The 21,207-nt window shown below is 49.0% G+C and carries 20 protein-coding genes and 1 riboswitch; of the genes, 17 read left to right on the plus strand and 3 right to left on the minus strand.

Translation table 11 applies throughout. The annotated features are described in order from the left end of the window. The first annotated feature begins 472 nt into the window (after positions 1-472). Positions 473-4,165, plus strand: coding sequence for a glycosyl hydrolase family 18 protein (locus WDY75_RS03970; RefSeq protein ID WP_063477828.1), 3,693 nt, complete (start codon positions 473-475; stop codon positions 4,163-4,165). A gap of 131 nt (positions 4,166-4,296) precedes the next feature. Here the strand turns inward: WDY75_RS03970 and WDY75_RS03975 are convergent, their stop codons facing one another. Continuing rightward, the gene (locus WDY75_RS03975) at positions 4,297-4,779 is read right to left on the minus strand and encodes an SRPBCC domain-containing protein (RefSeq protein ID WP_082834251.1); all 483 of its coding nucleotides are present in this window, start codon (positions 4,777-4,779) and stop codon (positions 4,297-4,299) included. A gap of 166 nt (positions 4,780-4,945) precedes the next feature. Here WDY75_RS03975 and WDY75_RS03980 point away from each other — a divergent pair, with 166 nt between their 5' ends. The 3 genes from WDY75_RS03980 to WDY75_RS03990 all read left to right on the plus strand — a co-directional run bounded on the left by WDY75_RS03980 (position 4,946) and on the right by WDY75_RS03990 (position 6,791). Next, entirely contained in the window at positions 4,946-5,356 is a 411-nt protein-coding gene (locus tag WDY75_RS03980) for a VOC family protein (RefSeq protein ID WP_006212842.1), read from the plus strand. Between the two features lie 184 nt (positions 5,357-5,540). Then, positions 5,541-5,969, plus strand: a complete 429-nt coding sequence (locus WDY75_RS03985) for a MarR family winged helix-turn-helix transcriptional regulator (protein WP_063477827.1) — start codon at positions 5,541-5,543, stop codon at positions 5,967-5,969. Positions 5,970-6,134: 165 nt separating this feature from the next. After that, entirely contained in the window at positions 6,135-6,791 is a 657-nt protein-coding gene (locus WDY75_RS03990; RefSeq protein ID WP_063477826.1) for an FMN-dependent NADH-azoreductase, read from the plus strand. A gap of 304 nt (positions 6,792-7,095) precedes the next feature. Here WDY75_RS03990 and cls read toward each other — a convergent pair whose 3' ends face one another. Beyond that, on the minus strand, positions 7,096-8,544 hold the full coding sequence (cls, locus tag WDY75_RS03995) for a cardiolipin synthase (protein ID WP_063477825.1): 1,449 nt from the start codon (positions 8,542-8,544) through the stop codon (positions 7,096-7,098). 226 nt (positions 8,545-8,770) lie between these two features. On the opposite strand from cls, the gene WDY75_RS04000 reads away from it, so the two are divergent. The 4 genes from WDY75_RS04000 (at position 8,771) to WDY75_RS04015 (ending at position 12,425) form a co-directional block, all read left to right on the plus strand. After that, entirely contained in the window at positions 8,771-9,850 is a 1,080-nt protein-coding gene (locus WDY75_RS04000; RefSeq protein ID WP_006212838.1) for an AI-2E family transporter, read from the plus strand. A gap of 218 nt (positions 9,851-10,068) precedes the next feature. Next, positions 10,069-11,016 carry a VOC family protein gene (locus WDY75_RS04005; RefSeq protein ID WP_063477824.1) on the plus strand — a complete coding sequence of 316 codons (948 nt, stop codon included), beginning with the start codon at positions 10,069-10,071 and terminating at the stop codon, positions 11,014-11,016. Position 11,017: 1 nt separating this feature from the next. Further along, positions 11,018-11,629 (plus strand): flavin reductase family protein, encoded by a 612-nt coding sequence (locus WDY75_RS04010; RefSeq protein WP_063477823.1) that lies wholly within the window; start codon positions 11,018-11,020, stop codon positions 11,627-11,629. Between the two features lie 52 nt (positions 11,630-11,681). Beyond that, complete coding sequence (locus tag WDY75_RS04015; protein WP_036643587.1) at positions 11,682-12,425, plus strand: SDR family NAD(P)-dependent oxidoreductase; 744 nt, start codon at positions 11,682-11,684, stop codon at positions 12,423-12,425. Between the two features lie 70 nt (positions 12,426-12,495). Here WDY75_RS04015 and WDY75_RS04020 read toward each other — a convergent pair whose 3' ends face one another. Then, a complete protein-coding gene (locus tag WDY75_RS04020) occupies positions 12,496-13,452 on the minus strand; it encodes an exosporium glycoprotein BclB-related protein (RefSeq protein ID WP_269148262.1) in 957 nt (318 codons plus the stop codon). Between the two features lie 496 nt (positions 13,453-13,948). After that, positions 13,949-14,093: riboswitch (cyclic di-AMP (ydaO/yuaA leader) on the plus strand. A 349-nt stretch (positions 14,094-14,442) separates the two neighbouring features. Between WDY75_RS04020 and ehuB the strand changes: the two genes are divergently transcribed. Genes ehuB through WDY75_RS04065 form a run of 9 tightly spaced genes read left to right on the plus strand, consistent with a single transcriptional unit; the run spans position 14,443 to position 21,178 of the window. Beyond that, the gene (gene ehuB / locus WDY75_RS04025; protein WP_063477822.1) at positions 14,443-15,297 is read left to right on the plus strand and encodes an ectoine/hydroxyectoine ABC transporter substrate-binding protein EhuB; all 855 of its coding nucleotides are present in this window, start codon (positions 14,443-14,445) and stop codon (positions 15,295-15,297) included. A gap of 1 nt (position 15,298) precedes the next feature. Then, the gene (ehuC, locus tag WDY75_RS04030) at positions 15,299-15,952 is read left to right on the plus strand and encodes an ectoine/hydroxyectoine ABC transporter permease subunit EhuC (protein WP_063477821.1); all 654 of its coding nucleotides are present in this window, start codon (positions 15,299-15,301) and stop codon (positions 15,950-15,952) included. 3 nt (positions 15,953-15,955) lie between these two features. Beyond that, positions 15,956-16,618 carry an ectoine/hydroxyectoine ABC transporter permease subunit EhuD gene (ehuD, locus tag WDY75_RS04035; protein WP_063477820.1) on the plus strand — a complete coding sequence of 221 codons (663 nt, stop codon included), beginning with the start codon at positions 15,956-15,958 and terminating at the stop codon, positions 16,616-16,618. A gap of 12 nt (positions 16,619-16,630) precedes the next feature. After that, entirely contained in the window at positions 16,631-17,473 is an 843-nt protein-coding gene (gene ehuA, locus WDY75_RS04040) for an ectoine/hydroxyectoine ABC transporter ATP-binding protein EhuA (RefSeq protein WP_006212829.1), read from the plus strand. Positions 17,474-17,517: 44 nt separating this feature from the next. Beyond that, positions 17,518-18,030 (plus strand): diaminobutyrate acetyltransferase, encoded by a 513-nt coding sequence (ectA, locus tag WDY75_RS04045; RefSeq protein ID WP_006212828.1) that lies wholly within the window; start codon positions 17,518-17,520, stop codon positions 18,028-18,030. A 16-nt stretch (positions 18,031-18,046) separates the two neighbouring features. After that, a complete protein-coding gene (gene ectB / locus WDY75_RS04050; protein WP_036643582.1) occupies positions 18,047-19,339 on the plus strand; it encodes a diaminobutyrate--2-oxoglutarate transaminase in 1,293 nt (430 codons plus the stop codon). Next, the gene (locus WDY75_RS04055) at positions 19,336-19,746 is read left to right on the plus strand and encodes an ectoine synthase (protein ID WP_036643580.1); all 411 of its coding nucleotides are present in this window, start codon (positions 19,336-19,338) and stop codon (positions 19,744-19,746) included. Before ectB ends, WDY75_RS04055 begins: the two co-directional genes overlap by 4 nt. Then, positions 19,743-20,651, plus strand: coding sequence for an ectoine hydroxylase (gene thpD / locus WDY75_RS04060; protein ID WP_036643579.1), 909 nt, complete (start codon positions 19,743-19,745; stop codon positions 20,649-20,651). Before WDY75_RS04055 ends, thpD begins: the two co-directional genes overlap by 4 nt. Then, entirely contained in the window at positions 20,648-21,178 is a 531-nt protein-coding gene (locus WDY75_RS04065; RefSeq protein WP_006212824.1) for a DUF2179 domain-containing protein, read from the plus strand. The genes thpD and WDY75_RS04065 overlap by 4 nt, the downstream gene beginning before the upstream one ends. Positions 21,179-21,207: the final 29 nt, after the last annotated feature.

Consider the following 21,207-nt stretch of genomic DNA (forward strand, 5'->3'; position numbering starts at 1 on the left):
GGCTGCTTGAGTTTTTTTATGATGGTACTCCTTTTCTTTTTTATGCAAAACATTCGTTTAGTGGACACTAGCTGATTCTATATAGATTGAATTTATTAACAGAATATAAAATCACAAGATTTTATCCCATGTTTATGGAAATGTATCCCTTCTCAATAGAGAGGTTAGGTTCCATGATACAAATATGAATATGCATTAAATATATGAAGTTCTTTGAAGGGAGGCTGTAGCAGAGCGTTGGGATAAGAGATTGATATACTGGAATGAAGAGGGGGATATGATAAACGTTACACAATCCATCTGGAAAAAATAGTAACCGCTTTCAAAATAAGTTGAATTTCGGGCGAAATTCGAAATGGGGCAAGCCATCATGGATATAACCCGATGACACCGAGAGAACAGACATTCATGGAAATGCTGTATCCTTTGCAATCGAAATATATCGACAGAGGTGAAAACGGTGAACTCATTTATGACGAAAAAGCACCCGAAATGGGTGGTATGGTTTCTGGCTCTAATCCTTATCTTTACCCCTCTTCTCAACGCGCCTGTATCCTATGCTTCAGATGGTGCCCCTCCCTCAGACATACCGGCAGTCAGTTCCAGCGTCGATCCGTTGACGGTAACAAGCGCAACTTATGGATCTCAGGATCCGTTGGCGCCGCAGAATCTTCGTATTGAAAGTGTCTCTCATAACATGGCGATATTTCAATGGGATTTCAAACCCGTCGAAGGTGAAAATAATATACAAGTGTGGGACGCGGATTCAGGCAACTGGCTGGCATGGGGAAACTTCTGGACTCGTGCGGTGACCGGATTGACACCTGAAACGACCTACCGAATCTATATTACTTGGGACGGCGACGTGAAAAAAGAACACAAAAGCAATGTATTGGAATTCACCACAACCAAAGATGAAGCTGAATATAAAGATGCACCGTTGACTCCTCCAAGTCATCTTAAAATTGAAGATGCAACGGAAGATACGGTTACGCTGAGTTGGGGTTCGAGTCCCGGGGCCGAAGCCTATGACATTTATATTAATGGAGCATGGAAAGGCGGCACTTGGGAAAACTCCGTTACCACGGCTACTTATGGACCTTTGGAAGCAGGAGAGACTTATACTTTTAAAGTAGGTGCACAGAGAAGTGTGAATGGAGCTTTGGAAGCATCCGCCAATAGTAATGCTGTTACCCTTAAATGGGGGGAGCTGGCTCAACCTCGAGGGTTACAAGTAGTCACTTCTACACGATCTACGGCTTCACTGGGCTGGGCACCGGTGCCCGGGGCCACAAGTTACGACATTTATCAGGATGGAGTAAAGGTTGGTTCGAGTAGCGGGAGTCGGTACGTAGCTGCTGGACTAGAGGAAGGAAAGACCTATTCGTATAAGGTAGTGGGACATAACAGCCTATGGACTTCGCCTGAAAGCGAAGCTGTGTCGGTAGTGCCTGGCAGCAATTATAACAATATTACGTACTACACTTCTTGGTCAGCTAGTACCGAAGAGCGTAATTTTCATCCTGGTGACTTGGATGTATCACAGATCACCCACATTAACTATGCCTTCGCCGATATATGCTGGAAAAAATACGGGAGCGGGCCGAGAGCCTGCGAAGACCCTAATATTCCTGCACAGGATCGATACGTCCATGACGGAGAAATTGTGATTGGAGATCCGACGTTTGATTTTCAGAATTTCGCAGCTTTCGAATCCATCAAGGCATCGAACCCTCATTTGAAACTTATAGTTTCAGTAGGCGGCTGGTCCTGGTCTAGAAATTTTTCTAATGTAGCCATGACGGAAGAAACACGCCGTACTTTTGCTAACTCTGCTGTAAAATTCCTCCGGGAATACAAGTTTGATGGTTTGGATATCGATTGGGAGTACCCGGTCGAAGGCGGGGTGGAAGAAAACTCCAGAGCGCCGGAGGATAAAGAAAACTTCACATTATTAATGAAAAGCGTTCGCGAGGCACTGGATGCTGCAGGGTCAGAAGATGGAAAATATTATCTGCTGACGATTGCTTCCGGTCAGGGAGATAATTTTACCGTTAACGCAGATTTTGCGAATTCAGTCCAGTATCTGGATTTCATTAATATTATGACTTATGACTACAGTGGCAAAGATGACCCGTTTGGTCATCATAATTCACCATTGTTCTATGATAAAGCTCTTTCAAAGTCTTCTGCTCCAAGAAATCATGTGCTTGGCGGATTGTTAGGCCATCTGAATGGCGGGGTACCACAGCATAAATTGATTGTGGGAGTACCCTACTATGGCAAGGGCTGGGATGGCTGCGGGCCACTTGGTCAGTATCAGACTTGCAATAAGGGCGGGACTGATTTGAAGTCTTGGGAAAATGCCATTTTCGATTTCAGTGATCTCGAGAACAACTACATCGACAAGAACGGGTACAAGAGATATTGGAACGAATCGGCTAAGGTGCCTTATCTGTACAATGATCAGAATAAAGTGTTCATCACCTACAACGATAAGAACACCATGAAGTATACGGCTTCCATCGTGAAATCGTTGGATATTGCAGGTGTCATGAGCTGGGAAATAAGCGGTGATCGTAATAAAACATTAACCACCCAATTAGTCCATGACCTGCCGGTTAACGGCAAAGTCAATGCTTCAGCATTACAGGCCCCAACGAATCTTCAACGGGTCAATGCCGACTCCAGCTCCATTCAAGTCACATGGGATGCAGTGCCAGGGGCAACGGGGTACGAAGTCTATGTGAACCATGCATTGGCAGGTTCAGTCACCGAGAAGGGTTATATCATTAATGGCCTTAACGCTCTAACGAATTACAAGATTCATGTGCTTGCTGTGGATCGGGCGGGGGATGAAATTAACCGCGTGTCCAGCGCTTCGAATCTACTGAGCGTTACGACTTCTGGCAACAGCACAGGCGGATCTGAGGGTTCCGGCGGATCAAGCGGATCCGGTTCTACTACGCCTTCGACGCCGCAGCCGCCTAAAGGAAAGGATGAACTGGAAGCAAAAGTTGTGCTTGAGGGAGATAAGGCAGTGGTTACCGTGCCAACGGCAGCAGCAGTTAACAGCATTAACCTTTCGGACTCTTCCAGTTTCCAGATTCATGCGGGCACGGGTGCGAAGCAGGCTGAGTTTGAGATTCCACAAGAAGTGATTGCAGCCATCGCGAAAAAAGGAGCCAAGGCCAGTCTGTCCGTTATCGTAAACGGCACAGAATACCGGATTCCGGCTTCGCTGATCTCGGTTTCCGGCCATGTGAAAGTCTCCATTGTGGCTCCCGGTGCAGCCGATGCAACGAGCGTGGCATCCCTGCTTAAGGGTAAAGAAACTCTGACTTCTCCGCTGTTGTTCAAGCTCGAGCAGCTGAACGCGGATAAAACAACTACGGAGCTGAAACATTACGGGAAATCCTATGTCAGTGAGCTGGTAACCGTGGATGCCAAAAAGATAGATACAAAGCGCGCGGGCGGAGTGGTTTATATATCAGGCACAAATGAGCTTCGATCTTCTCCAACCTTGTATAAGGTGAATGCGGACGGTACGGTTACCGTGGAGATGAGGAAGACGGGAAGCGGTATTTATGCTCTGCTTCAGCAGGATGTCCGGTTTAACGATAGGATTCCTTCTTGGGCACAGGAAGACGTGGCACAAGCGGCTGCGAAGATGATTGTGTCTGGGGAGAGCATCAGCACGTTTGGTGCGAATAAAAACATTACCCGTGCCGAAATGATATCCATTGTAGTGAAAGGGCTGGGTATTCTTCCAGATGATAGCCTTGCTAACTTCCAGGATGTGAGCGCGAATGCCCCTTATGCCAAAGAAATTGCGGCTGCCAAGGCAGCAGGGCTGGTGAAGGGGCGTACAGGCGATATCTTTGATCCAAACAGTCTGATTACCCGTGAGGAATTGGCTGTTATCCTGAGCAGTGTACTGGAATATGCAGGCAAGAAGAATGAGGCTGGTCAAGGGCTGTTAAGCAAGTTTAAGGATAACGCTGCGATCTCATCCTATGCCAAGGCGTCTCTTGCCTTCGTAGTGGAGCAGAAGATTATGCAGGGCGTGTCAGCTACGAAGCTCGATCCCAAGTCTCATGTAACCAAAGCACAGACGGTGGTCACCGTGATGAGAATGCTGCGGTCATTGGGATTATCCAATTAAAACGAAAGGGTGTCACGTAAAGCATTGTTTTGCTTGGTGACACCCTTTTTCTTGTGTGAATAAGTGGATGGGGATGCGTCAAGCCATAAAATCCGATCCTGAACCAAGGGGCTGAGGAGCAGCCTTTGAGGTTATGAATTTGAGCGGTCCGGCTTCATAAGAGGATATTGAGTTTGCTCGGCGACCTTTTTGAGGTTATCGAATTGTCCCTTCCATACCAGCCTGGTGCTCCAGCCTCCCAACAGCTTGATTAAAATCTTGTAGAAGAGATTGCTGGGCAAGGTGGAAGAGTGAAGCTGAACCAGGGTGCCGCTCCCTGAACGAGAGAGGATATATCGGGTTGTACTGTAGCCTTCCTTGGTCGTTGCTCCAACGGAGACAAGGTAGGGCGGATTAAACTCCAGAATTTCGGCTTCCGCACGATAGGTTTTATCGCTGATTTGTTGTACAGAGGTGTAACGGGTCCCCGGAATACGACAGTTACGCTCCGCATCGGAATGATAGATATTTTCGATCATGAGAGTGTTCCACAGTTTGATTTTCTCATCATTATTGACGTAGGGAAATACGTCCTCAATGTCTGCTTCGATGTAGACTTCCATAGTAATTTCCAACGATAGATACGCTCCTTCAGGTTTACAGGGATGTCATTGATTAACATGATTAACAAATGTATATTCTAAGGGATAAAGGCATGTTTGAACATAGCAAATGAAGAGAAATGTTGTACTGCTCCCCGTGTTAAGATGAATCTATCAAATAAAATGAGGTGATCCCGAGATGGCGTTGAAATGCGATAATATTTTTGTGAACCTGCCTGTAAAGGACCTGGAGAAAACGAAGGAATTCTTCTCGAAAATCGGTTTTGAATTTAACGCGCAATTTACGGATAAGAACGCAGCCTGCCTGGTAATCGGCGACAATATTTTTGCGATGCTGCTCACCGAGGATTATTTCAAAACTTTCACGAAGAAAGATTTGTCCAATGCGGCCAATACAACGGAAGTTATTCTGGCATTGTCGGCAGACAGTCGTGAGCAGGTAGATGAAATCGTGAATCATGCACTCGCTGCAGGGGGATCGCCTTCCAATGACCCGGTGGATCATGGATTTATGTATGGATGGAGCTTCCAGGATCCAGATGGTCATCTGTGGGAAGTCATGTACATGGATCCGGGTCACGTAGAATAAAAGAAATTCACATCAAGGGCTCAAACCGTAATGAAGCATCCAAACCATAAAATGAAGCGGCGGAAGACTCCAAGTGTTATGGGGAAACTGCCGCTTTACTTTTATTTGGAAATCCATTATATTTGTATGTGCAAACAATAAATGGTTGATCATCGTGATGAACTTAGCGAAAGAGGTAGCCATGATGCTGAATACGTATATCAAAGAATGCCTGTACTTTACAGCCAATCGTCTTAGCCGGGTGATTACGAAAATGGCAGAAGACGAGTTTGCCGTAAGTGGATTATCACCAACGTATGCTTATCTACTTATGGCTGTATATGAGAAGGAAGGGATCTCGCAGAAGGAATTAGGCGAAATTCTCCATCTTCAGCCTTCTACGGTTACCCGACTGATTGAGAAGCTGGCCGTCAAAGGCCTCGTGTATAATCGGGTAGAGGGAAGGATGTCGCTGATCTACACAACGGATAAAGGGAAAGCGCTCGAAGAGGTTATTCACGAATGCTGGAACCATCTGCGCAGCCGGTATGGTGCCATCTTAGGCAACGCTGAAGGCGACGAATTATCACTGCGGCTCTATGAGGTTAGCGATCAATTAGAGAATAAGGACTGAGGTCTTTATTTTCACGAATTATAATTGTATGTACAAACAAATTTAATATAAAATAATGAGCTTCACAACTGAATCTTGATTCTAACAAGGAGGTGGATCCACTTCGTCATTACGGGTTATCGGTTATCTGGAACAAACAACATATTAAAGGAGTGAATGGTTCATATGGAAAGAGTACTTGTCATTAATGCCCATCCTAGAGTTGTAAGTGCAGATTCTCTAAGCTTGCAGGTGTTGGATCATTTCATAAGCCAGTATCGCGCACATAGTCCTGAGAGCGTGCTCGAACAGATTGATTTATATCGAGAGCATGTGCCTGCCATTGATGTGAATTTGTTGAACGGGTGGGAGAAGCTTGAAACCAGGGAGCTTCTAACAGAAGATGAGGAGAAGGTGATGGGCCGGATGGCAGAAATCTTGCAGCAGTTCAAGAGGGCTACGAAATATGTGATCGCTATGCCGCTGCATAATTTTAACGTCCCTTCCAGGCTGAAGGATTATTTGGACAACATCATCATACCGCAGGAAACGTTCAGATACACCGAAAGCGGTTCCGAGGGACTCCTTACGGATGGGCGAAGCGTTGTGGTGATTCAGGGCAGTGATGGGATATATACCGAGAACGATTGGTATAGTGAGGTTGAATATTCGCATAAGTATTTGAAATCCATGTTCGAATTTCTGGGCATTACCGATTATCAGATCATCCGTGCGCAGGGGCACGCTGTTCTGGATAAAAAGGATATTCTGGATACAAGCCGTTTGGCAGCTGCCGAGATTGCCGAGCGGTGGAGTGGAGAAAAACCGTCAGAGGCAGGTTAACCGGTGTTGGAATAACACATCCATTATTGAATTTTCAATAAAAACGTTATACCAGCCGCGGCTCTCTAACCACGAAGCTAATATGAGAAGAAGGCCCTCCAAGGTAACTTGAAGGGCCTTCTTCGTTTAATTGATTTGAGCTTCTGTTGTAACTTGCCATAATATGCCGAACTTGTCCTCCAGCACACGGAACAGCGCCCCCAGAACTGAATCTTCAGCGGGTCAATGACCTTACCGCCCTCTGCCAGTCGGTCAAAGTCTTCATGTGCATCGGAATCTATTTAAAGCAGTGTACGGGTTCGTCCTACAGAATAGGTGACAGCAGACGGGAGATCGACTCCTTGAACTTGACCCATCTCGAGCGTTCAAGATACTGCTTCATGGTGAGCTGGCTGGATACACGAAGATCATGGTGGAATATTCGAGTCAATCGTTTTGACAGCTGCTCATCGTACAGGAAGGCATTCACTTCGAAATTGAGCTTGAAGCTGCGAACATCAATGTTCGCCGTGCCAACGGATGAGATTTTCTCATCAATGATGATGGTTTTGGCATGAATGAACCCGTTATTGTATAGATATACGTTAGCACCCGTTCTCAGCATCTCCCCGATGTAGGACAAGGTTGCCCAGTACACAAAGGGATGATCCGGTTTATCCGGGATCATCAGGTGGACCTCTACACCGGACAGCGCCGCAATGCGAAGCGCATCAAGCAGGCTTGCATCCGGGATAAAATAGGGCGTCTGGATATAAATTGATTGTTTGGCGGACGAGATCATTTTGATATAACCGTTCTTGATGTGCTCGTATCTTGAATCGGGACCGCTGGTGACAATCTGAATGCCGACATTACCCGGTGAATTGATCTTGGGAAACAGATTGGATTCATAGGAGATGTCATTATGGTGAGAAGCCTGGTTCCAGTCCAGAATGAAACGAACCTGCATCGCGTAGACGGCTTCGCCTAAGATGCGCAGATGGGTATCACGCCAATACCCGAATTTGGAGTTCAGGCCCAAATACTCATCCCCGACATTAAAACCTCCGACATAGCCGATATTGCCATCAATGATCGCCAGCTTCCGGTGATTTCGGTAATTTAAGCGCAGATTAATGAAGCGCAGCTTGGAAGGGAAGAAGGCTTCGGCTTCACCACCAGCTTCGCGAAATGCCTTGAAGAATCCCTTGGTTAATTGACGTGAGCCGAGCTCATCGTATAGAACCCGGACTTTCACGCCTTCTTTTACCTTTTTGGTTAACAGGGTCATCAACTTCTTGCCAAGCTCATCACGACGGATAATATAGTATTGAATGTGTATGTAGACTTTGGCTTCCTCAATATCCTGAAACAGTCGTTCAAACTTCTTGCGTCCATCCGTGAAAATCTCGACGTCGTTGTCGTCCGTAAGAATAGCCTGATTTTCGTTGATGTGCATATGAATCAAATCGCTGTTATCCTTGGCGGCCTGGTTGCGAAACGGGTATTCCCCGGAACTCATTCCTTCCATCTGGGACAGTAACACCTTCTCAATACCGGTTTTCTGCAGGTCATCCCAATGAAAGAGTCGGATTCTTCTTAAGTTTTGAGCGAACAGCAGGTACAGAATAAACCCGAGAATGGGTATAAAGGACAGCACCAACAGCCATGCCCAAGTCGAGCCGGCATCCCGCCGTTCCCTAAAGACCACGAACATGGAGAACACAATATTCAGAATGATGATCAGACCAAGAATAATGGAAGTAACATGCATGTTTTTTATTATCCTCCTAAACTATAGCCTTGCCCTTGCAATGCTTCATATTATACGTGAGCCGTTAGGAGAAGTATATATCCGCAGTATGGCGTGCAACCGATGTTTTTAAACGGTGGATGCGGCAGCGTCTTCATTTCATACAAGCTGTCACGGTTGCTATTTGTATCACAACTCGTTGTCATGATACGATGATTGAAAAAAGTAGGAGAAGGGGCATGCTGTTTTGCTGAAAATGAATAAGTTTTTCAAATTGTGTCTTGCCGTGATCCTGGTTCTGATCATTATTTACTTGGGATCGCTGGTGAATTTTATATTCAGACCGATTCTTTCGTTCTTCTCCATTATCCTCGTGCCTTTGATGCTATCGGGATTTTTCTATTACCTGCTCAGGCCGCTGGTTGATCTTCTGGAAAAGCGAAAGCTCAATCGCTCGCTGGCGATTCTGCTCATTTATGTCGTATTTGCCGGTATATTCACGGGATTCATTATCGGAGTGTGGCCGTCCCTGCGTGATCAAATCATTGCGCTTGTGGACAATGCGCCTGCGTTGTTTGCTGCATTAGGGGAACAGCTGCAGGAATGGGAAAATAACGGTTTGTTCAAGGAGATATTTCCGGAGGATTCTAATCCACTTACCCAATTAACCGACTATTTGAATCAAGGCTTTACGTTCCTCACGAATTACATTATGAATCTGTTCTCGATTGTATCGAACTTTGCCATTGTATTGTTTACGTTCCCGATCATGCTCTACTACATGCTGAAGGAAGGCGGGAAGTTCGGGAAGATGATTGTCAGCTTTATGCCGAACCGCTTCAAGGAAGTGGGTGCTTCGGTACTGGATGAAATCAATAGCGCACTCAAAGGGTTTATCGTGGGACGGGTGCTCGTCAATTTGGCTTTGGGCGTCTTGATGTACTTCGGCTTCCTCATTATTGGGCTGCCGTATGCCTTGCTGCTTACAGTGGTAGCGTTCTTTGCAAACTTTATTCCGTTTATCGGGGCCATTCTGTCCTCCATCCCGATCGTTATCATCGGGTTCATCCAATCCCCGGGAACGGCAATCTGGTCCCTCGTTGTCATTCTGGCCGCTCAGCAAGTTCAGGATAACCTGATTGGTCCGTATATCTTTGGTAAACAGCTGGCCATTCACCCGATTACAATCATCATCCTCGTCCTGGTGGGACAGGATCTTGGCGGGATTATCGGAATTCTGATCGTGGTGCCCGTGTATATGATCATTAAAATTGTGGTTACCAGAGTGTATCAGCTGTTCTTTAAGGAAAAATGGGAAAAAGCTTGAGCTCAGAAATGAGCTGATTGCAAAAAGTGAAGCCGTTAAGAACGGGTATTCGTTCTTGACGGCTTTTTTATGAAGGGAGAGGGGCTTGGAACAGAATATCTTGCTTGACAACAAATAGGAAAATATATAATCTTGAATTAAAGATATTATAAATTGAGATTGTATTCGAATAACTATGATCATCTACCAAATAACTTTCGATAAGGGGGAGAAGAAACATGACGTTACAAACGGCAGGCATTCATCATATTACGGCTTATGCACAGGATCCGCAGAGGAACGTTGATTTTTATACTGGCGTGCTTGGGTTAAGAATGGTGAAGAGGACGGTCAATTATGATGCGCCAGAGGTATATCATTTGTATTTCGGGGATGAGTCAGGGCAGCCAGGAACGATTATTACGTTCTTTCCGTCTTCCGCTTCGCGAAGAGGCATGCATGGAGGGGGGCAGGTCGGTTATATCACATTTGCAGTGCCTATAGGCGCTCTTTCCTACTGGGAGCAGCGGTTGCGGGGCTTTGGCGTCTCGGTTATGAAAGCGTTCAGGTTTAATGAGCCTTATCTTCAATTCTCTGATCGTGATGGGCTTCGCCTGGAACTGGTTGAGCGGGACAGCGGATCGATGAGCGGGTGGAGCGTGGATGACATTACTTCGGAGACAGCAATTAAAGGATTCGGCGGTGCGGTGCTGTTCAGCAGCAAGTGGAAGGAAACGAAGGAGGCGCTTGAGCAGGTACTAGGACTTACATTCATTGGGGAGGATGTGAACTATGCCCGGTATGCGTCCGCGGGACCCTGCGGGAATATGATTGATCTTCCGATGCGGGATATCTCTTGGGGCGCTGGAGGTGCCGGAACTGCTCATCATATTGCCTGGCGGGCAAAAGATGATATGGAACTCAGTGAATGGAAGGAATGGATGAAGAAGTACGGGTACGCATCCACCGATATGATGAACCGCAATTATTTTAAATCGTTATATTTTAGGGAACGAGGGGGCATATTGTTTGAGATTGCCACGGATGTGCCTGGATTTACGATGGATGAGGATCTCCGTTCATTGGGTGAACGATTGAAACTTCCTGCGTGGTTGGAGCCGGAACGCCTCCGAATTGAGGAAGGACTGGAGCCGATCCAAATTCGTACACTGGAGAGGGGCAAGTGAAATGATATCCATTGATCCAAAAGTCCAAGACGAACGGGACAATTACAAGCTTTTGATTGGCAGTGTTGTCCCTCGACCGATCGCTTTTGTTACCACATTATCAGCGGATGGCGTGCTGAACGCGGCGCCGTTCAGCTATTTCTCGATTGTGTCCAGCAATCCTCCCATGCTATCCGTTTCGGTTCAGCGAAAGAATGGCATTGCAAAGGATACGGCGAGGAATGCCATGCTTAAGGGTGAGCTTGTCATCCATATCGTGGACGAAGATAACGTAGCAGCCGTGAATGAAACAGCTGCGAATCTTCTTCCGCATGAAAGCGAGATTGAACGAACGAATCTGACGCCGGTGGCCAGTGAGGCTGTTGCCGTTCCCGGCATTCAGGAAAGCAAGATTCGCATGGAATGTGTATTGGAACAGGTGGTTGCCTTGAATGACGCAGAACAGAGGCCAGCTGCTGATCTGCTGATCGTCCGCGTGGTAAGGTTTCACGTATCGGAGGAACTCTACGAGAAGGGCCGGATTGACGCTGCCAAGCTGAAGCCTGTGAGCCGTATGGCGGGGAACATCTATGCTGCTCTGGGAGATATGTTCACCATTGAGCGGCCATTATAACGCAGGCGAGATACGATAAATAATTCAACGATATAGGAGGAGTGGTTAACGGATGAGATTTCAATCGAAGGTTGTTATCGTAACAGGAGGCGCCAGCGGGATTGGCGAGGCAGCGGTAAGGCTTTTTGTTAAAGAGGGAGCCAGCGTTGTTATTGCGGATTTCTCTGACCGGGGACAAGCTGTTTCAGACGAATTAAGTGCAGCGGGGTTTAACACCCTGTTTGTCAAAACCGACGTAACCAAGGAGCAGGATGTTGCCAACATGGTTGAACAGACGGTCAAGCAGTATGGGCGTGTGGATATCTTGTTTGCGAATGCAGGCATTGCGCATGACGCTCCCGCAGATCAGCTAACGATGGAGAATTGGCAGAGAACGATTGATATTAATCTTACAGGCGTGTTTCTCTGTGATAAATATGTAATCCAGCAGCTGTTATCGCAGGGATCGGGCGGGGCTATTGTAAACTGCGGATCGATCCATAGCCATGTCGGAAAAGCAGGAGTAACCGCATATGCTTCGGCTAAAGGCGGCGTTAAGCTGCTGACGCAGTCGATGGGCGCTGATTATGCCTCCAGAGGAATCCGGGTCAATGCAGTGTGCCCGGGTTATATCGATACTCCGCTTATTCAGGGAAGAACTGAAGCGATCACGCAGCACTTGGTCGGCCTGCATCCGATGGGGCGCTTGGGGCAGCCTGAAGAAGTAGCTAAAGCCGTGCTGTTTCTTGCCAGCGAAGACGCATCCTTTATTACTGGCACCACCTTGCTGGTGGATGGCGGATATACAGCGGTTTAAACCATATGAAGAAGCCCCGAGCATGCTCGGGGCTTCTTTGTTATATATGACAGATACGGGATAGGGCAAATTATATAATGCTGACGCCAGCACTGCCGTAACCGGCAGTTGCAGTGATCAGAGTCAGACCTGTTGCTGTTGTGGAGAATACCATCAACAAGCGGGTATTTGCTGCAACCGGAATAGCCAGGCCATCCAAGAAGCCGTTGCTGACCGTACCCAATGTGACTGCGCCGGTATATGGGGGAGCCAATGTGACAAGGGCACCGGGGATTGGCGTGAAGATATTGCTTGTAGCCGGAGCGCTGTACAGCTGGGCTGTGACCGTAACAGTAGTTCCAAGCAGGTCGAGTGCCAAGGTGTTGCTGAAGGTTGCGGAAATTGCCGTGATGGTGCCTGCGCGTGGCGTATTGAAAGCAAAGTCAAGCGCAGTACCTCCCGCACCCGTAAGGTCGATCGTTCCGCCAGCGAGCGTAACGGTTGGACCCGAAATACCGAAGCCTACGAGACCAACCGTTCCGACCAAACCTCCAACAATGGTTGTAAGCGCAAGAGGTATGCCGGATGCGAAAGGAATGATCGCTCCTCCACCTGGCAACCCAGTAGCCCCTGTTGGCCCAGTAGGGCCGACGGCTCCAGCAGGACCAACGGGTCCGATCGCTCCAGCAGCACCGGCAGGTCCGACAGGTCCGACAGGTCCGACAGGTCCAACGGGTCCTGCAGGTCCTGTTGGACCCGGAATGCCTGTTGACGATCCAGCAGGTCCAGCAGGCCCAATTGGCCCAGCTGGCCCGACAGGTCCAACGGGTCCAAGAGCTCCAACCGGCCCCACAGGTCCGACTGGTCCAAGAGGTCCCTGCGGTCCAACCGGTCCGCGGGGGCCTCTGACACAGTGGCGACGAATCGGTTTGTGTCCACCTTTACCACTATTGCCGTTATCAGGACATCTTTTTTTCTTGGCGTGCAGTACTTTTTTCTCTATCTTTTTAAGAGCACACAATTTTCTCTTTCTAGAAGAACAATCCAAATCAAGCACCTCCTTTAGATTTGCTTTATACTACGCAGATGCTCTCTTAGCCGCATGGGTTAACAGCTTATAAATGATAGATATATACCTATTATTTTAAGAATGTACGATAGCCTCTGAGGAATCAGTCTATAAACGAATAGCGAAAAAAAGCGATCGTGATGATATTGGAATAGCGAAATTGGGGGCTAACAAAGCTTATAATGGATCGTGTTGAAAAAAAATTCTGTTTCGAAGTTGAGGGCTTGTCTCCTCTGCATCGTTCATGATTCATGTCATGAATGATCTACCGCATGAATTATCTGTTATCTGATGGGCGCAATGCCTGCTGTATAGCGAAAAACACACCTCCGAACAAGGAGGCGACAGGCAGGGGACAGCCCTGAATTTGTGGAGATTATGGCTACTAATATGCCTTGGAAGAGCGCTGATTTCACCTCCGAATTTCCAGAAAATGCAGCTCCAGGGGTTTGACTTTTACTGAGCTTCCCTTTATCATGAACACACGCTTAGTTTCCGGCATACATTTCCGGAGAGCGGGGGAACCAGTTTCATCAGGGGCGAGTCACTTGAATTCACGAGTGTAGGGTACCATCTTACCCGAGTCCGTCAGCTAACCTCGTCAGCAGTGGATGGGTCTTGTATACATAATGGATGTTCATAACAAAGGCCCTTTATTCTCTATAGGGGCCTTTTCTCTATTTTTTGACCCCCTGCTGGCGGAGCTATGTCTAGATCCCCTGTTTGGTGGTCTTTTTGTATTCTGCAAAAGAGGAGGGCAATGCCTGCTAATGTTTAGCCAATTGAATCAGTCAGACGGTTTGGGTTTACAAGGCACAGGGAAATGGATGCAACCTCTCCCCTGAGCCCCCGGACTGTGCAAGTGTGTCTGAATGTCACATATCCGAGTTAACACATGTGTTAACATGGATAATTTCCTCATGCCGTTTTTAGGAACAACAAAATCATTTCGAAAGGTTGTGGAAGGTGTTGAAGAAAGTTGTTGTGCTGTTGTTGTCATTGGTTATGGTGGTATCGGTCGCGGCCTGCGGCGATAAGGGGAGCACGCTGGAACGGGCCAAAGAGCAGGGGTATATTACCGTAGGTTTTGCCAATGAAAAGCCTTATGCCTACAAAGAGGCCAGCGGGGAGCTTACAGGCGAAGCCGTTGAGATTGCCCGTGTCATTCTGGAGCGACTTGGCATTAAGGAGATGAGAGGTGAGCTTACGGAGTTCGGCTCCCTGGTTGCCGGGCTTCAGGCGGAACGGTTTGACCTGATCACTGCAGGCATGTTCATCAATCCGGACCGCTGCTCCGCCGTTTTGTTTGCTAATCCGGAGTACAGCATAGGGGAAGCTCTTGCCGTGAAGCAAGGGAATCCAAGTGGACTCGGAAGTTACGAAGATATTGCCAAGGATGATCAGGCGAAGGTGGCCGTCATGACTGGCGCGGTTGAAATCGGCTATATGGAGAAGTCAGGCATCCCTTCGGACCGGATCATACAGGTTCCCGATCAGGCCTCGGCCATCAGTGCCCTCCAGGCAGACCGGGTGCAGGCGATTACCATGACGGGACCGTCCCTGCAGGCGATGCTGGATTCGGCCAGCGATGACAACATCGAACGCGTCGCGGATTTCGAACAGCCGGTCATCGACGGTGAAAGCGTTCGGGGCTATGGGGCCACGGCATTCCGTCAAGCGGATACCGAATTCCAGGAGGCTTATAATGCGGAGCTTGAAAAAATGAAGGAGTCAGGTGAGCTGCTGGAGATCTTGCAGAAGTTTGGATTTACCGAAGAAGAGCTGCCGGGCGAGATGACAGCCGCTGCGCTTTGCGGTGAATAGTATGCCGAATTCATGGATCGATTTTCTTCCTACTCTGCTGAAAGGAGCGGAGATTACGGTTTTGGTCGCCTTCTTTTCAGCTGTTCTGGCCATTGCCATGTCCTTCGCAGCCGGTTTATCCAGACTGTCGAAGCTGTGGATCGTCCGCACGGTTACAGCCGTGTATGTGGAAATCTTTCGGGGAACCTCCTTGCTGGTGCAGCTGTTCTGGTTGTATTTTGCTCTTCCGTTTATCGGCATTGAGCTTCCCAAAATGCTGGCAGCCATCCTTGCGATTGGATTCAACTTTGGCGCATATGGCTCCGAGATTGTCCGAAGCACGGTGCTGGCTGTTCCAAAAGGACAGTGGGAAGCTTCGGTGGCGCTTAATATGAAGCCATGGCAAAGGATGTGGAATGTTATATTGCCTCAAGCTTCACTGCGAATGCTCCCGCCATTCGGAAATCAGCTGGTGGAACTCATCAAATCTACGTCACTTGTCTATTTCATCACGATGGCGGATCTGACGTATCAGGCCATGGTGCTGCGCAACAACTATATTTCCTGGACAACCGAGATTCTGGTGCTGCTGCTTCTTATGTATTTTGTCATAGCTACGCTTGTCTCGATGGCAGTTCGGTTGCTGGAGCGTAAATGGACGGCGGGGAGGCTATAGCGGATGTGGGATTGGAATTATGTGTTTGATATCCTGCCGGAATTGCTGAGTGCATTAAAAATGACGGTATGGGTGACGCTCTGCGCTTTTGTGGTGGCCTTGATAATCGGGCTGCTGTTTGCCTTTGCTGCTCGAAGCCAGTGGAAGCCTGTGTCGCTCATGACCAAAGGTATTATCGAATTTATCCGCAATACACCGCTGCTGGTTCAGGTCTTCTTCCTGTACTACAGTCTGCCGCTCCTTACCGGAATCTCCATTCCGGCCTTCTATGCCGGGGTGATCGGTCTTGGGCTGCATTACAGCACGTATCTGTCCGAAGTGTATCGTTCTGGCATCGAAGGGGTCCCCAAGGGGCAGTGGGAAGCTGCAACTGCTCTGAATTACACGAAAGCCCAAACCTGGCGGAGCATTATTCTGCCGCAAGCGGTGCCGCCTATTATTCCGGTGCTGGGCAATTATTTGATTGTCATGTTTAAGGAAACACCGATTCTGTGTGCCATTACGCTTGTTGAGATGATGCTGACAGCCAAGAATATCGTTTCCCAGTCGTTTCGTGCATTCGAGCCGTATACGCTGGTTGGCATTCTGTTTCTAATTATCAGTTATATCGCGTCTTTGCTGGTGCAAAGGCTGGAGAAACGAATGAATCTGCAGCGTGGAAAATAAGGAGGGAGTCTATTGAACGCAGTAGTAATTGATGCGTTTGCCGGAGCCGAGGTGCCGCAGCCTGATCCAAACCCGGCAGCGGAAGTGAAGCCGATGGTGAGATACAAGGGCGTGACGAAGTCGTTTGGTGATCTCCAGGTGCTTAAAGGCATCGATCTGGAGATGCAGCCTGGAGAAAAGGTGGCTGTTATTGGTCCGAGCGGCTCGGGCAAAACGACGATGGGGCGGATGTTAATGACACTGGAGGAACCGACCGAAGGCACCATCGAGGTTGATGGTGAGCTTCTCTGGCATATGCAAGAGAAGGGCAGGCTTGTTCGGGCAAACGAGAAGCATTTGCATCGAATGCGCTGCAGCGTCGGTATGGTTTTCCAGCATTTTAATCTGTTCCCGCATATGAGTGTGCTTCGCAATGTGACGGAGGCCCCGCGCAAAGTGCTGGGTTTATCCAAGGAGGAGGCGGAGGAGCGGGCCGTCTCCATGCTGGGCAAAGTCGGCTTGGACGACAAGCTGAAGATGTACCCGGCCAATCTGTCCGGGGGGCAGAAGCAGCGTGTTGCTATCGCACGAGCGCTGGTCATGCGGCCGAAGGTGATGGTGTTCGACGAGGTGACCTCGGCTCTGGATCCGGAGCTGGTAGGCGAGGTGCTGGAGGTGATCCGGGAAATCGCGGAAGAAGGCGATATGGCGATGATGCTGATTACGCATGAAATGGATTTTGCCAAGGAAATCGCCGACCGGGTCATATTCGGTGCGGACGGCTTGATCGTCGAGCAGGGGACGCCGGAGGAGATATTCGATAATCCCCGGAGCGAGCGGCTGCAAAACTTTCTGCAGCGATTCCGCTCTAATTGAAAAATGAGCAGGGGACTGATCATGGAAAGAGGTGCTTGTATAGAATGATTGTTGATACTGGAGTGGACATCGTTTATCGCAGACCGGAAGCGCAGGATGGCGCCCGGGTGTGGGAGCTCGTAAGAGATACCGGATCACTAGATCTGAATTCCCCCTATTGTTATATGCTGCTTGGAGACTATTTCAATGATACCTGTATGATCGCCGAGCACGAAGGAGACATCATCGGTTTTATCTCTGCATTCCGCTCACCGCGTAATCCGGAAACGCTGTTTGTATGGCAGGTGGCCGTTGCCGGCTCGCATCGGAGGCAAGGGATTGCGAAGGCCATGCTGACAGGACTCATGAACCAGAGGGCATGTCACGGCGTTCGCTTCATTGAAACAACGGTATCGCCAAGCAACATGGCATCCCGCAGGTTATTTCTCGGTTATGCCGAGGAGAAATCCATTCCCAGCACCGTAACCGTAGGTTATGGAGCGGAGATGTTCCCGGATGGAACGTCACATGAAGATGAGCCATTATTCGTGATAGGCCCTTTTTTCAATGACATTTAGACCAATGGAGGGAATTATGGACAATCAAGTCATGGAGAAACCGAAGCTTACGGTGTTTAACAATCTGGAATCGGAAGTAAGAAGTTATTGCCGCAGCTTCCAGACGGTCTTTGACAAGGCTCGGAATGCAAGGCTGTGGGATACGCAAGGCAATGAATACATTGATTTTTTTGCCGGCGCCGGCGCGTTAAATTACGGACACAACAATGAGAAGATTCGACAGAAGCTGGTTGATTATATGATGCAGGATGGTGTTACACACAGTCTGGATATGGCTACCGAAGCGAAGGAGACCTTTCTGACCCGCTTTCAGGAAGTCATTCTAAAGCCGCGAGGCTGGGATCATAAAGTGATGTTCCCCGGTCCGACCGGCACGAATGCGGTAGAGGCAGCGCTCAAGATCGCGCGGAAAGTGACAGGGCGTAGCACCGTTCTGTGCTTCACGAATGCCTTTCACGGCATGTCCCTCGGCTCACTGGCTGTTACCGGCAATTCCTTCAAGCGGCAGGGTGCTGGCGTGGATCTGAGCCACTCGGTATTTATGCCTTATGACGGTTACTTCGGCGATGACGTGGATACGATGGCATATATGGAGAAGCTTCTGGATGATCCGGGGAGCGGTATTCCGCTTCCGGCGGCGGTTATCGTTGAAGCTGTACAAGGTGAAGGCGGATTGAATGCTGCGAGCGGGGAATGGCTGCAAAAGCTTGCGCGCATCTGCAAGGATAAGGGGATGCTGCTCATTCTGGATGATATCCAGATGGGCTGCGGCCGAACGGGTCCGTTCTTCAGCTTTGATGATGCCGGTATTGAGCCGGACATCATATGCCTCTCGAAATCGATCGGCGGCTTCGGCTTGCCGATGGCGCTCACGCTGATGAAGCCGGAGATCGATATTTGGGAGCCGGGCGAGCATAACGGCACCTTCCGGGGCAACAATCTCGGATTCGTTGCTGCAGCGGCAGCGCTGAATTATTGGGAAACGGAAGATTTTCAGCTTGATATCGGTATTCGCGAGAATCAGATTCGCGAATCCTTGGATTGTATAGCTAAGGATTATCCACAGCTCAGCGGTGAAATACGGGGCAGGGGGCTGATCCAGGGATTTGCCTTTGATAAGCCGGAGCTCGCAGGCAGATTGTCTGAAATCGCCTTCGAGCAGGGACTGATTATGGAAACGTCAGGTCCGCACAGTGAAGTAGCGAAACTCATGCCACCGCTGACGATTGAGTTGGACACATTGGAGCAGGGATTGGGGATATTTATAAACAGCGTGAAACAATTAGCAGCAGAGGAGAGGTTGTCATGATTGTTAAACATTTGAAAGAGATTGTGGATACGAAGGACGATATCGATGCGAAGACTTGGAATTCGAGAAGACTCCTGCTCACCAAAGACGGCATGGGCTTCTCCCTCAATGACACCATCATTAAGGCCGGAACCGAGACGCTGATCTGGTACAAAAATCATGTCGAGGCTGTATATTGCATCGAGGGAGAGGGTGAGATCCAGGTGGTCGGGGGTGAGACTTACCCCATCTCTCCGGGGATGATGTACGCACTGGATGGACATGAGAAGCATTACTTGAGAGCTCGTTCCCAGATGCGGATGGTCTGCGTGTTCAATCCGCCGCTGACGGGGGCTGAAGTTCATGACGAGGAAGGAACCTACCCGCTCCTTGCCCCCATATCGAACAAAGGAGATGACATGCGATGAGTCATAATCAGGTATCGGCCTTTCAGGAAAAAGAGATGGACGTTTATCCTTCGAGATTGCATTCAGAGCCAAGACTCTTAAAGAGACAGGATCCTGTGGTGTATTCGGACTGGACACCGGATGCTTCTATAACACTGGAGCAATCCGAATTCTATGAGCGCAACGGATATTTGTTTCTGGAAGGTTTCTTCGATCGGGAGGAACTGCAGCACTATCAGGCGGAAGCCCGCAGTCTGCAGGTGACCGCGAGAGAGTCGGAGAAGGATGAAGTTATTCGAGAGCCAGGCGGTGACGAAGTGCGTTCGGTGTTCGCGGTGCATCACAGCCATGCGGTATTCCAGGAGCTGTCCCAGCATCCGAGACTCCTGGCCATTGTGGAATATCTGCTGGGAAGCGAGACCTATATCCATCAATCGCGCATCAATTACAAGCCGGGTTTTACGGGCAAGGAGTTCTACTGGCACTCCGATTTCGAAACGTGGCACGTGGAGGACGGCATGCCGCGGATGAGGGCTTTGAGCTGCTCCATCGCACTAGAGGATAACTATCCCTTTAATGGCCCGCTCATGGTCGTGCCTGGATCCCATAAGGAGTTTGTGGCTTGCGTTGGCAAGACACCGGATAATCACTTCAAGGATTCGCTGCGCAAGCAGGAATATGGCGTTCCTGACCATGACAGTCTGACACGCTTGGTGAAGGAAGGCGGAATTGATACACCTGTTGGCAAAGCGGGATCGATCGTGCTGTTTGACTGCAACATTATGCACGGCTCGAACAGCAATATCACGCCTATGCCGCGCAGCAATATTTTCATGGTCTATAACAGCGTGGAAAATAAGATCGTTCAGCCCTACTCGGGTCAGAGCCCTAGGCCGGAGTACATTGCTGCCCGTGATTCTCGATGATCTCGCTGTCGCTTATCGGCTCGATCATCGGCATCAACGTAGTCTATGTCTCCATTTTTACGCTGCGCTTGATTCTGATGATCAAAGGCAGAAGAGGGGTAGCCTCTCTTCTTGCCATGCTGGAGGTATTCGTTTACTTGCTCGGCCTGAATCTTGTTCTGCAAAATCTGGACAATCCCTTTAATATGGCGGCTTATTGCCTGGGCTTCGGCCTTGGGGTATATGCCGGCAGCCGGATCGAGGAGTATTTGGCACTCGGGTACATCGTGGTACAGGTCATTGTAAATTCCGTAGAGACCAACCTGGCGATGAACCTGAGGGAGAAGGGATACGGCGTGACCGCATGGGAAGCGGATGGCAAGGACGGCAAGCGGCTCGTGCTGCAGGTTCTCGTGAAACGGAAGAACGAGCGCCGTCTGATGGAGACGCTGGGCAAAATGTCGCCGCAGGCGTTTATCATCTCTCATGAACCGAAAAGCTTCAAAGGCGGCTTCTGGGTGCGGTTGACGGAAGGTCGCAAATTATAGAACGCGTGACAAGGCATAGCCTGCTCGGA

Source organism: Paenibacillus glucanolyticus (genome assembly GCF_037333485.1).
In the GTDB taxonomy this organism is placed as follows: domain Bacteria; phylum Bacillota; class Bacilli; order Paenibacillales; family Paenibacillaceae; genus Paenibacillus_AQ; species Paenibacillus_AQ glucanolyticus.